The sequence below is a fragment of the Nocardia sp. 2TAF39 genome (assembly GCF_052114905.1).
Classification (GTDB): Bacteria; Actinomycetota; Actinomycetes; order Mycobacteriales; family Mycobacteriaceae; genus Nocardia.
In genome coordinates, this window is the sequence record NZ_JBFRFQ010000057.1 from 1 (window position 1) to 19,119 (window position 19,119).

General features: G+C 68.1%; 16 protein-coding genes and 1 tRNA gene. 4 read left to right on the top strand and 13 right to left on the bottom strand.

All coding sequences use genetic code 11. The features are described 5' to 3' along the window. Window positions 1–736: 736 nt before the first annotated feature. From AB4Z47_RS26860 to AB4Z47_RS26875, 4 genes are all read right to left on the bottom strand, one after another. Window positions 737–810 (bottom strand) — tRNA-Leu (locus AB4Z47_RS26860). 216 nt (window positions 811–1,026) lie between these two features. Further along, window positions 1,027–1,944, bottom strand: a complete 918-nt coding sequence (locus tag AB4Z47_RS26865) for a ribonuclease Z (RefSeq protein WP_441954811.1) — start codon at window positions 1,942–1,944, stop codon at window positions 1,027–1,029. Between the two features lie 85 nt (window positions 1,945–2,029). Beyond that, window positions 2,030–3,535, bottom strand: a complete 1,506-nt coding sequence (locus AB4Z47_RS26870) for an amino acid permease (RefSeq protein ID WP_441954813.1) — start codon at window positions 3,533–3,535, stop codon at window positions 2,030–2,032. A gap of 51 nt (window positions 3,536–3,586) precedes the next feature. Further along, window positions 3,587–5,053, bottom strand: a complete 1,467-nt coding sequence (locus AB4Z47_RS26875; protein ID WP_441954815.1) for a peptide MFS transporter — start codon at window positions 5,051–5,053, stop codon at window positions 3,587–3,589. A gap of 139 nt (window positions 5,054–5,192) precedes the next feature. On the opposite strand from AB4Z47_RS26875, the gene AB4Z47_RS26880 reads away from it, so the two are divergent. Then, window positions 5,193–5,669 (top strand): SRPBCC family protein, encoded by a 477-nt coding sequence (locus AB4Z47_RS26880; RefSeq protein ID WP_441954817.1) that lies wholly within the window; start codon window positions 5,193–5,195, stop codon window positions 5,667–5,669. Window positions 5,670–5,690: 21 nt separating this feature from the next. Here the strand turns inward: AB4Z47_RS26880 and AB4Z47_RS26885 are convergent, their stop codons facing one another. The 9 genes from AB4Z47_RS26885 to AB4Z47_RS26925 form a co-directional block, all read right to left on the bottom strand. Continuing rightward, window positions 5,691–6,638 (bottom strand): Ppx/GppA phosphatase family protein, encoded by a 948-nt coding sequence (locus tag AB4Z47_RS26885; protein ID WP_441954819.1) that lies wholly within the window; start codon window positions 6,636–6,638, stop codon window positions 5,691–5,693. Beyond that, window positions 6,638–7,171 (bottom strand): DUF501 domain-containing protein, encoded by a 534-nt coding sequence (locus AB4Z47_RS26890; protein WP_441954821.1) that lies wholly within the window; start codon window positions 7,169–7,171, stop codon window positions 6,638–6,640. The genes AB4Z47_RS26885 and AB4Z47_RS26890 overlap by 1 nt, the downstream gene beginning before the upstream one ends. Continuing rightward, window positions 7,168–7,767, bottom strand: a complete 600-nt coding sequence (locus tag AB4Z47_RS26895) for an FtsB family cell division protein (protein ID WP_441954823.1) — start codon at window positions 7,765–7,767, stop codon at window positions 7,168–7,170. The genes AB4Z47_RS26890 and AB4Z47_RS26895 overlap by 4 nt, the downstream gene beginning before the upstream one ends. A gap of 169 nt (window positions 7,768–7,936) precedes the next feature. After that, window positions 7,937–9,223, bottom strand: coding sequence for a phosphopyruvate hydratase (gene eno / locus AB4Z47_RS26900; RefSeq protein WP_441954825.1), 1,287 nt, complete (start codon window positions 9,221–9,223; stop codon window positions 7,937–7,939). 114 nt (window positions 9,224–9,337) lie between these two features. Continuing rightward, a complete protein-coding gene (locus AB4Z47_RS26905) occupies window positions 9,338–10,075 on the bottom strand; it encodes a lytic transglycosylase domain-containing protein (RefSeq protein WP_441954827.1) in 738 nt (245 codons plus the stop codon). Between the two features lie 97 nt (window positions 10,076–10,172). Further along, window positions 10,173–11,870, bottom strand: a complete 1,698-nt coding sequence (locus AB4Z47_RS26910; RefSeq protein ID WP_441954829.1) for an ABC transporter ATP-binding protein — start codon at window positions 11,868–11,870, stop codon at window positions 10,173–10,175. Window positions 11,871–11,960: 90 nt separating this feature from the next. Beyond that, window positions 11,961–12,788 (bottom strand): ABC transporter permease, encoded by an 828-nt coding sequence (locus AB4Z47_RS26915; RefSeq protein ID WP_441954831.1) that lies wholly within the window; start codon window positions 12,786–12,788, stop codon window positions 11,961–11,963. Further along, complete coding sequence (locus AB4Z47_RS26920; RefSeq protein ID WP_441954833.1) at window positions 12,785–13,714, bottom strand: ABC transporter permease; 930 nt, start codon at window positions 13,712–13,714, stop codon at window positions 12,785–12,787. Before AB4Z47_RS26920 ends, AB4Z47_RS26915 begins: the two co-directional genes overlap by 4 nt. Then, window positions 13,711–15,228: an ABC transporter substrate-binding protein gene (locus AB4Z47_RS26925; protein WP_441954905.1), complete on the bottom strand. Its 1,518-nt coding sequence runs from the start codon at window positions 15,226–15,228 to the stop codon at window positions 13,711–13,713. The genes AB4Z47_RS26920 and AB4Z47_RS26925 overlap by 4 nt, the downstream gene beginning before the upstream one ends. A gap of 322 nt (window positions 15,229–15,550) precedes the next feature. Here AB4Z47_RS26925 and AB4Z47_RS26930 point away from each other — a divergent pair, with 322 nt between their 5' ends. From AB4Z47_RS26930 to AB4Z47_RS26940, 3 genes are all read left to right on the top strand, one after another. Beyond that, window positions 15,551–16,705 (top strand): TauD/TfdA family dioxygenase, encoded by a 1,155-nt coding sequence (locus AB4Z47_RS26930; RefSeq protein ID WP_441954835.1) that lies wholly within the window; start codon window positions 15,551–15,553, stop codon window positions 16,703–16,705. Then, a complete protein-coding gene (locus tag AB4Z47_RS26935; RefSeq protein WP_441954837.1) occupies window positions 16,677–17,687 on the top strand; it encodes an ornithine cyclodeaminase family protein in 1,011 nt (336 codons plus the stop codon). Before AB4Z47_RS26930 ends, AB4Z47_RS26935 begins: the two co-directional genes overlap by 29 nt. 125 nt (window positions 17,688–17,812) lie before the next feature. Continuing rightward, window positions 17,813–19,117 carry an alanine racemase gene (locus AB4Z47_RS26940; RefSeq protein ID WP_441954907.1) on the top strand — a complete coding sequence of 435 codons (1,305 nt, stop codon included), beginning with the start codon at window positions 17,813–17,815 and terminating at the stop codon, window positions 19,115–19,117. Window positions 19,118–19,119 lie beyond the last annotated feature (2 nt).

Here is a 19,119-nt window from a genome sequence, read left to right on the forward strand (position 1 = left end):
AGTCGGCCGGCGACTTGCCGTGGGCCGGGCACGACGAACACGAGCAGGTAAGCGACACTGGCACAGGGACTCTCGGTAGTGACGTCTTGGTGTGGAAACCTCAGTCGTACCGGGAGTCCTCTCAGATCCCACGCCTCACACGCCGACCAAACGCCGAGCTCTCAGATGCGCTCTAAGCACGAAAACACCCCGCCGAACTGGGCTGGGGGCGATCCTCGTTGCTGGCATCGGCGTGGCAACGACCGTGTCCCGCATGCGGTTCCTGATGCGTGCGTCGACGTCCGATGAGTAGCGTCGCGTGGCGTCATCGCGTAGGTCGTCGGCGGCGCGGGCTATGAACGAAGTAGGGGCGAACTCCCCGCCCGCGGCCACCATCAGGCCCGACACGGCCACGCAGTCTGCCCGCTCCTACCGGGCTACGTCCTCGGAACCGAAACTATGTCCGGACTCCGCAACAACCCACGAAAACTAACCCCGAACACCGAAACCTGAATCCGAATGCGGCGTCGCTGGCGATCATTGCGGGCGCGAACATCAAGATCGTGCAGAAGATGCTGGGCCACAAGCCTGCGACACTGACTTTGGACTGTACGGACATCTGTTCGATGACGACCTGGACCCGGTCGCCAACGCAATGAACCGGGGCGCGATGGCTGCTGCGGACTCACTGCGGACCGAGGTGGCCGACCAAGTTGACAAGGATGCGACAGAGGGTCATCTACCTGCGACGTCGTAGTGCCCCCAGTCGGACTCGAACCGACACTTGGCGGATTTTAAGTCCGCTGCCTCTGCCAATTGGGCTATAGGGGCCGTCCGGGACAGCGTACCGAGTCGTACGGATGTACCGGAATCCCGAGTGTTCGTCGGGTGGCGGGGCGTGGCCGTTGCCGAGGTGGTGGTCGGTTCGGTGGTGCGATCGGTGCGGACTGCTGTCGTTCGGCTCGGTTCGGCGGGCGTCCCAGAGATCTAGATCGGTGGTGGCGGTCGAGCCGTTAGCGTCGGCGGCGGAATTCGATGGGACGAAGTTCAGCGGCGAGGTGGCAGCGGGATTCGCGCGAGGTCTGCGGCGATGTGGATTTCGCCGGGAAAGTACTTCGCTGCTTCGGTCAGGTGCTCGTCGAGGTCGCGGTAGCGCTGGGAGAAGTGAGTGAGGACGAGGGTGCGGACGCCTGCGTCGGCGGCGGCCCTGGCGGCCTGGCCCGCGGTGAGGTGGCCGTATTCGGTGGCAAGGTGGGCGTCGGCATCCAGGAAGGTGGCCTCGATAACGAGCATGTCGGCGTCGGCGGCGAGTTCCTGGACGCCGTCGCAGAGCCGGGTATCCATGACGAAGGCGAAGTTCTGGCCGGGGCGCGGCTCGCTGACCTCGTCCAGAGTGATTGTGCGACCGTCGAATTCGATGGTGCCCTGCTGTTGCAGTTCGGAGATGACCTGGCCGTGCAGGCCGAGGGCGCGCAGCCGGTCCGGCAGGATGCGGCGGCCGGGCGGCTCGCTGAGCCGGTAGCCGAACGTGTCGACCGGATGGGAGAGCTGGGCAGCGGTGACGGTGAAAGGCGTGCCGGGCAGGTCCACCACGCCGGGGCCGATAACCGGGCGAGGCCGCAGCTCGGCGCGGTGATAGTAGGAGGTCGCGTTGACGAGCCGGTCGTAGTAGTGGGCGCCCGAGGCAGGGAACCACACGTCGACCGGATGCGGCACTCGGTCGAGATTGATCCGCTGCACTATTCCGGCCAGCCCGAGACTGTGGTCGCCGTGGAAATGGGTGATGCCGATACGGGTGAGACCGGTGACGGTGACACCGGCATACGTCATCTGCCGCTGCGTCCCCTCCCCCGGATCGAACAGGACCGACTCGTCATCCCACCGAAGCAGGTAACCGTTGTGGTTCCGCTGTTTCGTCGGGACCTGGCTAGCGGTCCCGAGAACAACCAACTCACGCTGTGACACCGCGCCAGGCTATCCCTCGCTCCCGGACCGGGACATGGTGGTGGGGCTTTGTCGTGGTTCACCACCGCCATGTCCCGGTCGCGGGCTACTCGGCGGGAGTTTGCCGGAGCAGAGAGTGGCGGCGGGAGTAGGTGAAGTAGATGACGAAGCCGATAGCCATCCAGACCAGGAAGCGCAGCCAGGTCTCCACCGACAGGTTCAGCATCAGCCACAGGCAGGCCAGCACCGCGAGGACCGGGATCAGCGGGACGAGCGGGACGCGGAAGCCGCGTGGCAGGTCGGGGCGGGTGCGGCGCAGGATGAGCACGCCGATGGAGACCAGCACGAAGGCGAAGAGCGTTCCGATGTTGACCATCTCTTCCAGGGTGCCGAAGTCGACGAACCCGGCGAGCAGCGCGCACGCCGCGCCGACGATTGCGGTGATGCGCACCGGCGTGCCCTTCTTGCCGGTGTGGGCGAGCTTGCGCGGCACAAGGCCGTCGCGCGCCATCGCGAAGAGCACGCGGGTCTGCCCGAGGAACATCACCATCACGACGGTGGTGAGCCCGGCGAGTGCGCCGATCGAGATGATGTTCTTCACCCAGGTCGCGCCGTGGATGGCGAACGCCGTGGCCAACGTGGCGTTTTTGCCGGTCAGCTCGGTGTAGGGCACCATGCCGGTGAGTACGAGCGACACCGCGACGTACAGGATGGTGACGATCAGCAGCGAGCCGAGGATGCCGCGCGGGACCGCGCGCTGCGGGTTCTTGGTCTCCTCCGCGGTGGTGGCGACGACGTCGAAACCGATGAACGCGAAGAACACCAGGCTGGCCGCGGCGAGCAGGCCGTACCAGCCGAAGTTGCTGTGTCCGGCGCCGGTCAGATAGGAGAACAGCGACTGCCGCAGGCCCTCGCCTTCCTTTCCGGCCTGGGACGGCGGGATATACGGCGTGAGGTTCGATGCCTTGAAGTAGGTGCAGCCGACGACCAGTACGAGCGCGATCACGGCGAGTTTGATGGCCACCGCCACCGCCGACACCCGCGAGGACACCTTGGTGCCCGTCGCGAGCAGCACACCGAGCACGGCGATCAGCAGCACCGCACCCCAGTCGAAGGACACCGGGCCGAAGTGGGCGACCGGCGAGGTGGTGCCGAGCACCTCACCGAGGTACTGCGACCAGCCCTTGGCCACCACCGCCACGGCGAGCGCGAACTCCAGGATCAGGTCCCAGCCGATGATCCAGGCGACGATCTCGCCGAAGGTGGCGTAGGAGAACGTGTACGCACTGCCCGCCACGGGGACGGTGGAGGCGAACTCGGCATAGCAGAGCGCCGTCAAACCGCAGGCGATCGCGGCGAAGACGAAAGCGATCGAGACGGAGGGGCCCGCGACGTCGCCCGCGGTGCGGGCGGTGAGCGTGAAGATGCCCGCGCCGACCACGACGGCGACACCGAAGACGGTGAGATCCCAGGCGGTCAGATCTTTGCGTAGTTTCGAGTCGGGCTCGTCGGTGTCGCGAATCGACTGTTCGACGGATTTGGTGCGGAACAGACCGCCCCATCGAGACGAGACATCACCCGTGATGCCGGCTCGAGGCCTGGGGTTCGTCACGCGTCCTCCTTCATACTGCTGTTGAGCATCTGTTCTCCAACCTCGGCGGCGCTAATGCACGCCCGCCATGAACCTGCTGATCCACGGCGCGACAGCAGCGACGATCAACCCCGCACACACCACGACCGTCCCGGTGATACCGAAGTAGGCGAATTCGTGGCCTGGGTCATAGAACCGAGCCAAAGTACCCGACATCGACGTTCCGAGGCCAACGGAGAAAAAATACAACGCCATCATCTGAGCCCGAAAAGCTTCCGGTGCCAGTCGGGTCGTGGCCGCGAGACCGACTGGCGAAAGCAGCAGCTCGGAGATCGCGAACACGGCCATGATCGCCAGCACCAGCAGTGCGGGCACGGCGCGCCCGGTGCTACCGGACATGGGCACGAACAACCAGAACGCGACACCCATGCCGATCACGCCGAGCGCGAATTTCCGCGGCGTGCTCGGCGCGCGCTGCCCCAGCTTGGTCCACAGGAGCGCGAACACCGGCGACAACAGGAGGACCCATACCGGCTGGACCGAGCCGATCCAGCTCGAGGGCGCGGTCCAACCGAAGATTCTCCAGTTCATCCGTTCGTCGGAGTAGACCGCCAACACCGTGAAGATCTGCTTGAACAGCGACCAGAACACCGCATTGGCCAGAAACAGCGGAAGGAACGCGCGCACCCGGCTGCGCTCGAGCTCGGTGACCTTGCCGCTGGTGAGCAGCACGGCGAAGTACCCGGCCGAAGCGGCGACAATGACGCCGGTCGTCACCTCAGGGAGGTTGTCCAGCGTAACCAGCCCGGTCACCCACACCACCACGACGAGCACCGCGGCGCCGATCACTCCGGCCACCAATGGCCCGACGGCGTTACGCGAGAGCGGATTCGGCACCGCGCGGCCATGCGTGCCGAGGTTACGGCGGAACACCATGTACTGGGCAAGGCCGAGCGCCATACCGATCGCCGCCGCGCCGAAGCCGAAGTGGAAGCCGAGGTTGGTCTGCAGCAGACCGGTGAGCAGCGGGCCGGAAAACGCACCGAGATTGATGCCCAGATAGAACAGCGTGAATCCGCCGTCGGCGCGCGCGTCCCCCTTCGCATAGAGGGTGCCGAGCAGCGAAGACGCGTTCGCCTTCAGCCCACCGCTGCCGAGCGCGACCAGCACCAGGCCGACCCCGACGCCGACCAGTCCGGGCAGCACAGCCAGCGCGATGTGCCCGGCCATGACCACGACGCCGCCGTAGAGCAGGGTGCGCTCCATACCGAACAGTCGGTCGGCAATCCAGCCGCCGAGCACCGTGGACAGGTAGACCAGACCGCCGTAGGCGCCGACGAGGCCGACCGCAGTGTCCTTGGCCAGACCCAGACCGCCGTCGATCGCCGAGTAGTACAGGTAGTACCCGAGGATGGTGACCATCCCGTAGAACGAAAACCGCTCCCACAGCTCGACTCCGAAGAGGTTGACCAGCCCGATCGGGTGGCCGAACAGAGTACGGGTCTGCACTGATTCCTGCGATGTTGCCGCTTCAACCATCCTCGAACCATCGCACGCAAGTCATCGATTCCGCAGGCAACTGACACTGAACGTATTGAACGTTTGTCCCTTCCGCGGCAGGGCACCCAGGAGGCAGCAGCCGGCCGCGATCAGCCCCCGCCCAGAAAGCGTTGTGCTCATGGTCCACGTCGAACACATGGTGCAGGCATCGGCGGAAGACACCTTCGCCGTCCTTTCCGACGGCTGGTCGTACGCGGCCTGGGTGGTCGGCGCCACCCATATCCGCGACGTCGACCCCGGCTGGCCCGCGGAAGGCACCCAGCTGCACTACCGCGCCGGTGTGTGGCCGTTCACGGTAGACGACATCACGCAGGTCAGCGCGGTCGAGCCGCCGCGACTGCTGGAACTGGAGGCCAAGCTTCGACCGTTCGGCTCGGCGTGGATCCGATTGGAACTCACCGAGACGGCACCTGACCGGACCCGGATCCGCATGTACGAGCACACCAAGCACGGCCCGGGCACGTGGGTGCCCGACATCATCCAGGAACTGCTGCTGCTACCGCGCAATCAGGAATCCCTGTCCAGGCTCGCCGATATCGTGGTCGGCAGATCGCGCGCCACAGCCGATGGCGATCGGGACAGCCCACGTACCTGAGCCCAGTTGCCCAGGGGATGCTCAGGCGATGGACAGTGCGATGCCGTCGAGAATGTCGTGTTCACTGACGACCAGCTCGGAAATTCCGGCGCGACGGGACAATTCCTCCGCGAGTACCTCGGTGATGACCGCGCCGCCACCGATCACGTCGACCCGGCCCGGGTGCATCGGGCCGAGGGCGGCGCGCTGGTCGTGGTTCATCGCGACCAGCCGGTCGCAGACGGCGCGGACCTGGTCCAGTGTCAGCCGCGCGAGATGAACCTTCTCCGGGTCGTATTCGGGGAGGTCGAGCGCGACCGCGGCGAGGGTGGTCATCGTGCCCGCGACACCGACCCACGTATGTGCCCCCGCTACGGGAACATGCGCGAACGCTTCCGCCAGCCGCTCGGAGGCGAATGCGCGAGCCGCGGCGATCTGCTCGGCCGTCGGCGGATTGCCGGTAAGGCAGCGCTCGGTGATCCGGACACAGCCGATGTCGGCGGAATAGGCGGCTTGCACGCCCGCGTTGTCGCCGAACACCAGCTCGGTCGAGCCGCCGCCCAGGTCTACGACCACGAAAGGTGCCGCCTCACTGGACAATTCGCCGATCGCACCGGCGAATGACAGCCGCGCCTCTTCGTTACCCGTGATCACCTCGGCTTCGGCGCCCGGCACCACCTTGCCCAGCTCGGCACGCGCCATGGCGAAGAAATCTTCGCGGTTGGCGGCGTCCCGGGTCGCGGAGGTAGCGACCATCCGTACCCGGCTGACATCTGTCTCGCGCATCAGCGCCGCGTAGTCGGCCAAGGCGACGCGGGTGCGTTCGATCGCCTCCGGCGCGAGCGAGCCGGTCGCGTCGACACCCTGGCCGAGACGGACGATCCGCATCTCGCGGTGCACATCGGCCAAGCGGCCGTCGCCGAGCACGTCGGCGATCAGCAGTCGGATGGAGTTCGTGCCACAGTCGACGGCGGCTACCCGGTTACTCATTACCGCACTTCCTTGTTTCGTAGGCCGCTCGGCTTGTACTTCGGCCAGTCCGCCGGAATCGCGGTGCCGCGCAAGCCGTGGTCGGCGGCCAGGGCCACCGCCTCGTCGCCGAGCGGGTTCACTCCCGGCCCCTTGGCCAGCGAGTGCGCGATCAGGACGTGCAGGCATTTGACCCGCTCGGGCATCCCGCCACCGGTGAAATCGGTGCCGAGCGAGTCGATCGCGTCGCGCTCGGCCAAATAGCTCTCGTGGGCGGCGCGGTAGCCGGCGGCCAATTCCGGGTCGGCGCCGAGCCGTTCGGTCATCTCGCGCATCACACCGGCGGATTCCTGCCTGCTCGCCTCCGCGGTGAGCCGAGGATCGGTCAGATAGTAGAGGGTCGGGAAAGGGGTGCCGTCCGGCAGCCGAGGAGCGGTCTTCACAACGGCCGGGATCCCGTCCGGGGTGCGGTAAGCGATGGCAAGCACACCGCGCGGTGTACGGCCCAGCTGTTCGGCGATGATCGCGAGATCCTGGTCGTTCGGTGCGGTCACCTGGGTCCTTCCCGTCCTGGCGGCGCGGCCGCGGGCGTCGGCTGCGGCTCGGAGATGCTTCGCCACAGTTGGGTGTACCAGGGATCGGGCTCCCTGAACTTGGTCGGCGCCGCGGGCGGTGCCGGCGCCTCGATGCCGGGCACCTGCACGATGTACGGCGTCTCGCCGGGCAGTACCAGACGAAGCCGGTCCCGCGCCTCCGAGCGGATGTAGGCGGGATCCTGTTGCTGCGCACGGCGATCGCGCAATCGGGCGAGATCGGCCTCCAGCTCGTCGCGCTGTTGCGCCAGCTGGGCTGCCTCGGCACGCTGGGTGAAGTAGGTGCGCATCGGCACGGCGAGGGTGAGGGCGAGCCCGCACACCACGATCGCGAGGATCACCGCCTTGCCGGTGGACAGACCGAGGATGGTGTGGTCGTGCTTGTCGCCCGCGGAACCCCGCTCGCTCTTGCGCGGCCCCGGCTTCTTCTCCGCGGGCTCGGCCCGCCTGCGGCTGCGCTTGGCCGCGGCGTCGGCCGGGCGCGATCTGGCGGCACGCGACGTGCGGCGGTCTCCGCGTCCGGCTGGACTGGTACCACGCGCACGTCGCTCCGTCATGTCCTGCCCCTGTGTCTAATCTGCGGTGCTCCCGGGGCCCTCCGTGGTCACGCAAGCTACCGCCTGCGGGCCCGTCTCTCGCATCGCGGTGTCTAATCTGCGGTGCTCCCGGGGCCCTCCGTGGTCACGCAAGCTACCGCCTGCGGGCCCGTCTCTCGCACCGGGGGTGTCAGCCCTCGAACGCGAATCGAGGGAACGCGACGTCGCCCGCATAGCGCGCCGAATCCCCGAGTGCGTCCTCGATGCGCAGCAGCTGGTTGTACTTGGCCACACGCTCGCTGCGCGCGGGAGCACCGGTCTTGATCTGACCACTGCCGACCGCGACGGCGAGGTCGGCGATGGTGGTGTCCTCGGTCTCGCCGGAACGGTGCGACATCATGGTCTTGTAGCCGTTGCGGTGGGCCAGCTCGACGGCGTCCAAAGTCTCCGTGAGCGTGCCGATCTGGTTCACCTTGACCAGCAGCGCGTTGGCCGCGCCCTTGGCGATGCCCTCTTCCAGGCGCTCCGGGTTGGTGACGAACAGGTCGTCGCCGACGAGCTGGATCTTGTCGCCGATCTCGTCGGTCAGCGCCACCCAGCCGTCCCAGTCGTCCTCCGACAGCGGGTCCTCGATGGAGACCAGCGGGTAGCCGGTGAGCAGGTCCGCGTAGAACCGCGCCATCTCCTCGGCCGAACGCAGACTGCCCTCGAACTTGTAGCCGCTGCCCGCGGTGTAGAACTCGGTGGCCGCGACGTCGAGCGCGAGCGCCACGTCGCTGCCCAGCTTCAGGCCGGTCTTCGCGATGGCCGAGCTGATCAGGTCCAGCGCGTCCCGGGTGCCCGCCACGTCGGGGGCGAAGCCGCCCTCGTCGCCGAGGCCGGTGGCCAGGCCCTTGGACTTCAGCACCGACTTGAGTGCGTGGTAGACCTCCGTACCCCAGCGCAGCGACTCCTTGAAGGTCGGCGCGCCGATCGGGGCGACCATGAACTCCTGGACGTCGACGCCAGTGTCGGCGTGCGCGCCGCCGTTGAGGATGTTCATCATCGGCACCGGCAGCACGTGGGCGTTCGGGCCACCGAGGTAGCGGAACAGCTCCAGGCCCGAGGACTCGGCGGCCGCGCGGGCCACGGCCAGCGAAACACCCAGCAGGGCATTCGCGCCGAGGCGGGACTTGTCGGGGGTGCCGTCCAAGTCGAGCAGCACCTGGTCGACGGTGCGCTGCTCGACCGCGTCCAGACCGATGACGGCGGGCGCGACCTCGTCGAGCACACCCTCGACGGCCTTCCGCACACCCTTGCCGCCGTACCGCTCGTCACCGTCGCGCAGCTCGACGGCCTCGTGCTCACCGGTGGACGCCCCGGACGGCACGGCTGCCCTGGTCAGGGTGCCGTCGTCGAGGGCGATCTCGACCTCGACGGTGGGGTTTCCGCGCGAATCAAGGATCTCGCGAGCTCCGACCTGTTCGATGATGGCCACGAAAACGACACTCCTTAGGCTGCGGACACGGTAGGTCTTACGGGATTGGCCGTGCGCTGCGAGCCTATCGTCCTCGCGGCCGGGTCGGTAACCGGCACTCCGGCGAGCGGCGGATCACGCTCTGCGCCCGACGCTGTAGACGGCGGCGCGATAGCGCACCGCGCGCAAATAGCTGTGCGACTGGTTGTAAGTGAGTAACGCCTGCTGCCAGCCGCGCTCGGAGGTGAGATCGCCGCCGCTGGTGCACAAGTAGCGGGCGGCAGTGAGCGCTGCGTCATCGATGTTCTGGGGGTCGGCGACCCCGTCGCCGTTGGCGTCGACGCCCCAGCGCTTCCAGGTTTCCGGAATGAACTGCAACGGGCCGACGGCCCGGTCGAAGACCGGATCTCCGTCCAGCGCACCCGCGTCGGTGTCCTCGACCAGTGCGACGCCGGGCGATCCGTCCAGGGCGACCCCGATGATCGGCGGGCGGACCGTGCCGTCGGCGCCGACCCCCGCCCCGCGGTGGGTGCCGTGCTTGCTCTCCACGCTGGCGATGCCCGCGAGCGTCGTCCACGCGATGCCGCAGTCCGGACGTGCTCTGGCCAGCACCGCCGCCGCATAGCCATACGCCTCCAGCGCGACGGCGGGAATGCCCAGCCGATCCGCCTGCTCGTCGGCCCAGCCGCGCAACTGGACGGCAGTGCGCCCGGGCGCGTCCAGGTCGATGGCGGGCAGCGGGGTGCCCGGCCCGGGCGGAATGCCCTCCGGGATCGGGGTGTGGTCGCGATCGATCCCGCAACCGGCGAGCGCGAGGATCACCATGGCGGCGGCCAAGGCGCCGGTCTTCTTCAGGAACACACCTTCCATCATCCAGATGGGCGCCGCCCGAGTCCCATGTCGATCGCCGACGCAACCATCGGTGGCGACCTCATCAGTCGGCGCCCAATATTCGTTCCGCGCGGCAGACTCAGCCGAGCAGCTCGCGGGTGGCGGTACGGGTCGGCGCGGCGAGAACGGTTCCGGTGTCACCCGACTCGACGATACGGCCGTGGTCCAGGACGAGAAGGCGAGCGCAGTGTGCGGCGACCAAGGCCATGTCGTGGCTGATGATCAGCAGCGCGGTGCCGTGATCGGCGCGGATGCGGTCGAGGAGAGCCATGATCGAGGTGGCGGTGGTGTGGTCGAGGGCTGAGGTGATCTCGTCGCAGAGCAGCACGGCTGGTTCGGCGGCCAGGGCCCGGGCCAGCGCGATTCGTTGACGTTGGCCACCGGAAAGCTCGTGCGGGTAGCGAGCGGCGAGGTCGGCGGACAGCTCGACCGAGTCGAGGAGCTCGGTGACGCGCTGTGGCAGTCGTCGTTTCGAAACGCCGCCGATGCGACGCAGCGGACGCCCGAGGGTTTGCGCGACAGTGCGGCGCGGGTTGAGAGCCGATCTCGGATTCTGGGTGACCAGCTGAATACCACCTGCGCCGTGCGAGATTCGCCGCCGCCCACCCACCGAGATCGACGCGCCGCGCAATTCGAGATATCCGGTCGCGCAGCGGTGCAGGCCCGCGACGACGCGCACCAAGGTGGTCTTGCCCGCGCCGGACGCGCCGACCACCGCGAGGGCCGCACCCCTGAACAGCTCGAAGTCGATGTCGGCCAGCACCTGGTGGCCATCGAACGATGCGTCGATTCCCTGTGCGCGCAACGCGAATTCGTCCTGGGTGAATCCCTCTTCCGCGGCGGTGCCGGACGGACCGCGCCGTCCGTTGCGGACCGGCTCTACGTCGGTGCCGATCGGATGATCGCCTGTCCGGTCGCCGACCGAATCCGCGTCGAGCAAAACCGGCACCTCAGGAGCTGGGTCGCGCAGCGTGACGACCGGCGAGGCGTGCGCCATTTCGACGAAGGCGTCCGCAATTCTCGCCTGGGTGCCGGTTGCCTTCCGAGACTTCGCCGTTCGACCCGCCCGATGACCGGAGGGGACCATCGCTCGTGGCGGCGGGGCCTCGGATATGTCGGTGACGGCGCCGAGTTCGACGATCTGGTCGGCGATCGAGTGCACGAGTGTGGTGTCGTGGCCGGACAGCAGGATCGCCGCCGAACGTCGCCGCGCGATGTCGACCAGCTGTCCCGCGATGTCGGTGCGCAGCGCGCCGTGCAACCCGGCGAGTGGTTCATCCAGCACAAACACGTCGGTGTCGCGGATCAGCGCCCTGGCGAGGGCGACTCGACGTTGCTGGCCACCGGAAAGTTCGCTCGGACGGCGGCGTAGGTACTCCGCCGACAGGCCGACCAGCGCGAGCGTGTCGACCAGGGTGGCCGTGGCGGCGTCCGGCGCGACCTCGCGCAGGAGGGTGCGCACCCGCAGCAGCTGGTTCAGCGCGGACCCGGGGTCCTGCCCGACATACGCGATGTGGCGACGCCGGAGCCGCTGCAGTGCCTCGCGATTCAGCGTGAACACGTCCTTTCCGGCGACCGATGCCGTCCCCGTGGCCCGGGCCGTGGCGGACGGCAGCCGGCCGAGCAGCGCGCGCATCAACGTGGTCTTGCCCGACCCGGACGGCCCGGTGAGCGCGGTGACCGTGCCCGCGGGTATCTGGAAGGTTGCTGGGCCGGCCAACTGCTGCCCGTTCGAACCGAGTACGGTCAGCCTGTCGACAAGGACGAGATCACTCATTCTCCGCACCCCGCCGAGCCGTCCGACGGCCGCCGGACCGGTACGAATCAACCTTTGCCGCAAGGGCGACGAAAAGGCTCGCGGCGATGTTCATGTCCGCTTCTCTTGCCCGAACGCGGACACCGCCAGGTTCACGCTCACCGCGACGATCGCGATCGCCAGACTCGGTGCCAGCACCGCCCAGGGATTGAGCAGCATCCCGGAGGCGTTTTCGCGCACCATGACCGCCCAGTTGCTCGCACCCAGCGTGGTGGGCAGCTGCAGAAACGACGCGGTGCTCACCAGGTAGACCGCCGCGACGAAACGCAGGCCGAGCTGAGTCGCGAGCACGGCACGAAGGTTCGGGATCACTTCCCGGAAAACCAGATGGGGCAGCGACTCACCGCCGGCCTCAGCACTTTCCACGTACCCCGACGCCGCCACCCCCGCGGCCGCAGCCGCGAAGACCCGCCCACAGTACGGGACCCCGAACAGCAGCGCCACGACGATCAGCCCATAGACGCCCGCGTCCGGCCAGGAAGTCAACACCAGCAGGATGCCGAGCACCGCGGGCAGAAGGATGACGAAGTCGGTGCCCAGTTCGATCACGGCACCGATCCGCGGGCGCAGCGCGACGACCGCGCCGAGCACGCACGACAACCCGGTCACCACCACCGCGATGACTGCCGAAAGCAGCAGCAATCCCCAACCGCCGTACAACAGTTCGCTGAGCACATCCCTACCGAGCCGATCGGTGCCGAGCCAGGCGCCGTCGCCCGGATCGTCGAACGGCATACCCACTGCCGCCTCAGCCGGGCGCGGCGCCAGCGTCGGCCCGAGTACCGCGAGCACGGTGACCAGCAGGGCGGGCACGATGGTCAACACGCCGAGCCCTCGCTTCGGCGGACCGACGGTGTCGATCGAACGAAGACCGGTCATCGGCTCCCCCGCAGTGCCCAGGCCCGGATGCCGTCTGCGATAGCGAGCATGCCCATGATGACCACGCCGGACAGCGCGACCACCGCGGCGACCACCGAGGTGTCGCGGTCAGCGACCGAACCGGCCAGCACCGCCCCGAGGCCCGGGTAGTTGAAGATGGTCTCCACCACCAGGGAGCCGCCGAGCAGCATCCCGACCGTGGTGGCGAAACTGGCGACGATCGTCGGCAGTGCGAACGGCAGGATATGTCGCGCGAGAACAACGTGGGTCGAAAGCCCGTCCAGGACTGCGCTTTCCACGTGCGGCGCCTGGGCCGCGTCGGCCAGCGCGGCGCGCACGACCCGGGTGTTCCAGCCGATCTGCGGCACCGCCAGCGCGAGCACCGGCAGCACCAGCATGTCGGGGCGGGATGGGAACCCGGACCGGCCGGTGATGGTGACCGCGGGCAACCAGCCGAGTGCCAGCGCGAACACCAGAATCAGCAAGGTCGCGACCACGAACTCGGGGACCGCCACCGCCATCGTCGTCACGGGTTGCAACAGTCGCGTCGAAGCGCTGCCCTGCCGCGCGGCCCACCACCCGCCGAGCGCCAGCGACGCGAGCACGGTCACCGCGAGGGCCGTTCCGCCGAGCAGCAGTGTCGGCGGGAACTTCTCGACCAGCAATTCGTTGACCGAACGCCCCCGTGCGGTACGGCCGAAATCACCGGTCGCCACGCCGGATATCCAGCTCCAGAAGCGCACCGCCAGTGGTCGGTCCACACCGAGTTCGTGCTCCTTGGCCGCGATCTGTTCCGGCGTGGCCTCGCGACCGAGGACGGCGCGGGCGGTGTTACCCGGCAGCAGGTCCACGGCCACGAACACGGTCGCCAGCAGCGTCACCAGGAGGGTGACACGCCGGATGACGAGTCGCGCGAAGGAGATCACTCCGCCAGCCAGGCCCGTTCCAGCTGGACCCTGGCGTACCCGCCGAGCGTCGGCAGGTCGCGCACTCGGGCGGCGGCGATGTCGATGCCGTCGGCCATCCCCCACACCAGGTATCCACCGCGGTCGTATTGGATGCGCTGCACTTCACGACTGGCAGCGGAGTACTCCGAATCAGTATGTGCGCCGAGAGCTTCAGCGGTCGCAGCGTCGAATGCGGCGTCCTTGAACCCGGTTTCGTTGCGGTTGGACCCGTTCGCCATCAGCTTGCTCGCGAAGAACAGCGTGGAGTCGTTGGTGCCCCAGGAGACCGTGTAGAGCGGGGCCTTCAGCCAGGTCTGGTCGTAGAAGGTGTTGGGCTCCTGGGGGACGACGCCGAGCCGGACGCCGATTTCGGCGAGTTGGGCGGCGATGACCTTCGCCGATTCGACCTCGCCGGGCGCTTCAGCCTTGGTGACCAGCGGATAGCTGCGTCCTGTGTCGAAATTGGCGTCGCGCAGCAGGGCTTTCGCGCGTTCGACATCCTGGGTGCGCTGCGTGATCGAGGTGTCGTAGACCGGGTCGCCGGTGCCCAGAATGTCGTTGGCGACCGTGCCGTAGCCCGAATACACCTGGGTGACCAGGGCCTTGCGGTCGACGCCGAGCCGCAGCGCGGTACGAACCCGCACGTCGGCAAAGGGCCCGTCAGACGTGCGCATGGCTACTCCGACCATGGTGTCGTTCGCGCGACGCAGCACCGCCAAATCGCCGCGCCCCTCCGCGGCGCGGCCCGCGATGGCACCGACGTTGGAGGCGAGGTCGATCTGTCCGCCGAGCACGGCGTTGCCCAGTGCGGTCACGCTTTCGAACATGGTGACCTCGATCGCGTCCAGCAGCGGCGGCGTGCCGTGCCACTGGTCGTTGCGCACCAGCCGCGCATTGCCGCCCTGGTAGGACTCCAGGCGGAACGGCCCGGTGCCAACGGCCTTCGTGAAGTCGGCGGCGTCCCTCTTGACGATGAAGGTCATCAGTCGGACCAGTAGTGGAAGCTGGGTGTTCGGCTCGGGCACCGCGAGCACCACCCGATTCGGTCCGTCGGTGGTGATATCTTCCACGGCCACCGGCATTTTCGAGGCCCCGCCGACCGTCCGCAGCCGACGCAGCGACCACACCACGTCCTCCGAGGTGACCGGCGTGCCGTCGTGGAAGGTCGCGCCCTCGGCCAGGGTGAAGTTCCAGCGGCGCCGATCGGCGTCCGGCTCCCACCGGGTGGCGAGGCGCGGTGCGACATTCGGGTCGGCTCCCGGCACGGTCAAGGCGTCGTAGACCAGCGAGGTGATCAGGAAGTCGCTGTCGTTGCTGAGGTTGGCGTGCGGATCACGTTCGATGCGCGCCGAGGTGCCGAGCGCACCGACCCGCAGCGTGCCGCCAGGCCGGGCCGGTCCGGACGACTCCGCGCCGTCGGAACACCCGGCGACCAGTAGTACGGCTCCCATCCCGAGACTCGACTGCAACAGCTGCCGTCGATTCAAACCCATTGCGCTGCCTTCTTCCTGGACGAATCCGAACCCCACCGGCATGATTTCGAGAACAGATCAGGACAGGCTAGCCTAATCATGCAGAAGACTCGCCGATACCGCCACGAAATGGCAGCGACAGGGTAGACCGCGCGCGCAAAGCCACAAAACAGCTCCACCGCGGCCATCAGCAGCCTAACCTCGGTCGCATCGCAGTTATGCAACTCGGCTATATTTTACGGGCGCGCTTAGGTAAGCCTTGCTTGGCTCTGCGAGAACGGCTAACTTCGCAGATCGAATCGTCACCCTGCTTTTCGAACCTATGCGAAGAAGGGAAATCCCGGTGAAAGGCGTTCTCTCCGAACGTAAGACGCTTCACCCGCAAGACATCGAACGACGTGAGCTCCCCGCGGCCGCAGGCCAGGCGGTGCGCGAGCTCGCCAGAGAAATATCCACCAGACTCGACGCCGCCCTCGGCGCAGCCGACGCCGCGCGCACGCTCACCCATCCGGCGCTGATCGAGCAGATCGATGCCCGGGTCGCGGAACTGCCCCCCGAGGTGCGCCATGCCGTGCGCCCGCCTGCCACCGCGCACGGCGCGACCATCATCAGCCGTCTTCCTCTGAGCGACAAGGAATTCGGCCCTACCCCGCCGAGTTGGCGCGAGGCCGCGCGATGGAGCGGCGAGCCGGCGACGCGCGCGAACTCGTTCCAGTTCGACCTCGTCATGCTGCTGCTCGCACGCAGCGCGGGTGAGCCGTTCGGCTGGCAAGGCCAGCAGGACGGGCGGCTGGTCAACAACATCGTCCCGGCGGCGGGGCACGAGCACGAGCAGTCCGGCGCCAGCAGCAAAACGCTGCTGAGCCCGCACACCGAGGACGCGTTCCATCCGGAGCGGGCGCACCTGCTGATGCTCGGCTGTCTGCGCAACCCGGATCTGGTCGGCACCACGGTGTCGTCGGTGCGCCGGGTCGAGCTCTCCGCCGAACAACGCGGACTGCTGAGCACACCCATCCTGCCGATCCTGCCCGACGTCTCCTACGGTTTCGGACACGAAAAGTATTCGGCCACACCGCTACCCACCCTCTGGAGTGCGGCGGGCCCGGACGAACAGACCCTCCGCTACGACCCGGCATACACCCCACTCGACGACGCAGCGCCCGAGTTCCGCACGGCCTACGCACGACTCACCGCGGAGCTGGAGCGGGTCTGCGTGACCGCCGCGCTCGCTCCCGGCGAGGTGCTGCTGGTGGACAACGACGTCGCCGTGCACGGGCGCGTGCCGTTCACGGCGCGCTACGACGGCACCGATCGGTGGCTGAAGCGGGTGAACATCCGTCTCCCGGAACGACAGCGGCGAACTGCGGAAGCCGACGAGAATGGTTACGGGCAACGGATCGTCGCCCCGTTCCGATCGGCAGGCACCCTGCCGATCGAGCGTGGCACTCATGAGTGGGACGCAGTACCGAATGATCGAGGAACCCTTGAGCACTCGTGACCGAAGCACACCCCTGCGGGTGTTGAGCCGCAGCGACCTGGCCGACGTGCCCATCACGCCAGCCGATGTCGTACGCGCCGTAGAAGAGGCGTATCTGGCGTTCGCCGCGGGCGATTCGGATAATCCACGCAAACTCAGCGTCGCGAACCCGGACGGCTGGTCGGTCGCCTACGCCATGCTCGGCCGGGACGGCCGCAGGCGAGTGGTGGCGATGAAGACCTCCTACAAGTTCGACCCCGGCCACGACCGCAGCACCAAGCGGTACTACACGACCATCACGCTCTACGACGACACCACCGGGGCGCCGATCGCGATGATGGACTGCGCCAGGGTCGGAGCGCTACGCACACCGGCGGTATCTGCACTGCTGGTGCGTGAGACCGTGCGCCGCGGAGCGGAGAGTGTGCTGCTGATCGGCACCGGAACCCAGGGCCGCAACGCTCTTCCGCACCTGCTCGCCGCGAACCCGCAGCTGCGCAAACTGATGCTGTACGGAACGCACCCGGAGGGGCTGGAAGCCGTGCGTCGCCACCTCGCCGAGCATTACCCGCACGCTCTGCTCGAGACGGTGCAGGATCCGCGCGCCGCGGCGGCGACCGCCGATGTCGTGCTGGCCACCGCGGGCCCCGGTACCGAGGTCGCACTCGAATCCGATGATCTCGCACCGGGTTCGGTAGCGGTACTGGTCGGCTACGGGCTGGCGCCCTCGACGCTGGTCGACGCGGACCGCGTGATCGCAACCAGCGCCGAGCAAATGGCACTGACCGGCACCGACATGGTGGGCCCCGACGGGACGTTGCGGCCGGTGGACGCGGAACTACCGCGGATCCTGACCAGGCGCGCGGTGGCGCGGCGCACGAACGAGGAGCGGATCTTCGTCTACAACAGCGGGCTGGTGCTCACCGACATCGCCGTCGCCCATGCCCTGGCGGAGCGCGCCATCGCGGAGGGCCGTGGCACGGAGGTGCCCCTGTGGGATTAGAGGCGGGCCTCCGCAGCGAGACACCCACGGTCGGCGGCCCGGTATCCGTCGCGGCCGAGGATGCGGCGCGAAGCGCCGTGCACAACTCGGGCAGCACCGCGCACGCCTGTGTCAGCGCGGCGCCGATGCCCGCGCATCTCGATCCATGGGAGTGCCGCCTGCTCGACGACCCGAACCTGCTCGGCGACATCGCCTTCGCGATCGGCGGGCCGTTTCACGTCATGTACCCGCCGCGCGTGGCGCACAACATCCGGGAATTCCATGCCGCTTTCGAGAAGGCCGCGGTGCGTGGTGTCCTCTACTACGGCAAGAAGGCGAACAAGGCCGCGTGCGTCACCCGATCCTGCGCGGAAAATGGTGCGGGCGTGGATGTCTCCAGTGCCGACGAGCTGAGGGCCGCGCTCGCCCATGGTGTCCGTGGCGACGAACTGATGGTGACCGGCCCGGCCAAGGCCGACGAATTGCTCTGGCTGGCCACCCGGCACGGCGCGCTGATCGCCGTGGACGATCTCGGGGAGCTCGGCCGGCTTGCCGCGCTGGGTTCCGCCGCCGCGCCCACACGTGTGCTGCTCCGGGTGTTGCCAGCCGCCTCGGCGAGCCGGTTCGGCATGACCTCCGACGAGATCGATGGCGCGCTCGCGCTGCTCGGCGAAAGCGAGTCGATCCGTCTGGAGGGTTTCAGCTTCCACCTGTCGGGATACGACGCGGTGGCGCGGGCCGAACTGGCGGGCGAGTTGATCACCCGGTGTCTGCACGCGCGCACGCTCGGGCATCCGGCCACGACCGTGTCGATCGGCGGCGGGTTCGGCGTCGATTACGTCCCGGCCGACGCGGCCGCGGAGTTCACCGAGCGGGTCGGCAGGCAGTGGTTCCACTCGGGCAAGTCGTTCGATTCGTACTATCCGTACCATTTTCCCGCTCCCGGGGCGGCCATGCTGGCCCGGATCCTGCACCACGACGATCTCGCCGGTCGGTTGCGCGACAACGCCATCCGGCTCGCGATCGAGCCCGGACGCGCCCTGCTCGCACACGCCGGCTGCACCGTCTTCCGTGTACAGGGCAGCAAGACCAGGCACGCGCACGGGCAGCCGTACCGGCTGCTCACGGTCGACGGCAGCAGCCTGAGCCTCTCGGAGCAGTGGTTCGACAGCGAATACCTGCCCGATCCGATGCTGTGGCCCACGCGCCCCGGCACACCGACGCCGACCAGCGTCGGGGCGGCCACCTGCCTGGATTCCGACATGCTCAGCTGGCGTCGCGTGCCGCTGCCCCGCGCCGCAGAGCTCGGCGATCTGCTGATCTACCCGAATACCGCTGGCTACCAAATGGATTCCAACGAGTCCGCCTTCCACGAACTGCCGATCCCACCCAAGGTCGTACTGCACGACGCATCCGGCGATCACTTCCGCTGGACCCGCGACGGTAGCTAGTT

Bases quoted from the DNA above. Each gene is read 5' to 3' on its own strand.
- AB4Z47_RS26935 (WP_441954837.1), top strand. From the start codon at position 16,677: ATGATCGAGGAACCCTTGAGCACTCGTGACCGAAGCACACCCCTGCGG.
- AB4Z47_RS26905 (WP_441954827.1), bottom strand. From the start codon at position 10,075: ATGATGGAAGGTGTGTTCCTGAAGAAGACCGGCGCCTTGGCCGCCGCC.
- AB4Z47_RS26940 (WP_441954907.1), top strand. From the start codon at position 17,813: ATGCCCGCGCATCTCGATCCATGGGAGTGCCGCCTGCTCGACGACCCG.
- AB4Z47_RS26895 (WP_441954823.1), bottom strand. From the start codon at position 7,767: ATGACGGAGCGACGTGCGCGTGGTACCAGTCCAGCCGGACGCGGAGAC.
- AB4Z47_RS26885 (WP_441954819.1), bottom strand. From the start codon at position 6,638: ATGAGTAACCGGGTAGCCGCCGTCGACTGTGGCACGAACTCCATCCGA.
- AB4Z47_RS26915 (WP_441954831.1), bottom strand. From the start codon at position 12,788: ATGACCGGTCTTCGTTCGATCGACACCGTCGGTCCGCCGAAGCGAGGG.
- AB4Z47_RS26880 (WP_441954817.1), top strand. From the start codon at position 5,193: ATGGTCCACGTCGAACACATGGTGCAGGCATCGGCGGAAGACACCTTC.
- AB4Z47_RS26910 (WP_441954829.1), bottom strand. From the start codon at position 11,870: ATGAGTGATCTCGTCCTTGTCGACAGGCTGACCGTACTCGGTTCGAAC.
- AB4Z47_RS26925 (WP_441954905.1), bottom strand. From the start codon at position 15,228: ATGGGTTTGAATCGACGGCAGCTGTTGCAGTCGAGTCTCGGGATGGGA.
- AB4Z47_RS26875 (WP_441954815.1), bottom strand. From the start codon at position 5,053: ATGGTTGAAGCGGCAACATCGCAGGAATCAGTGCAGACCCGTACTCTG.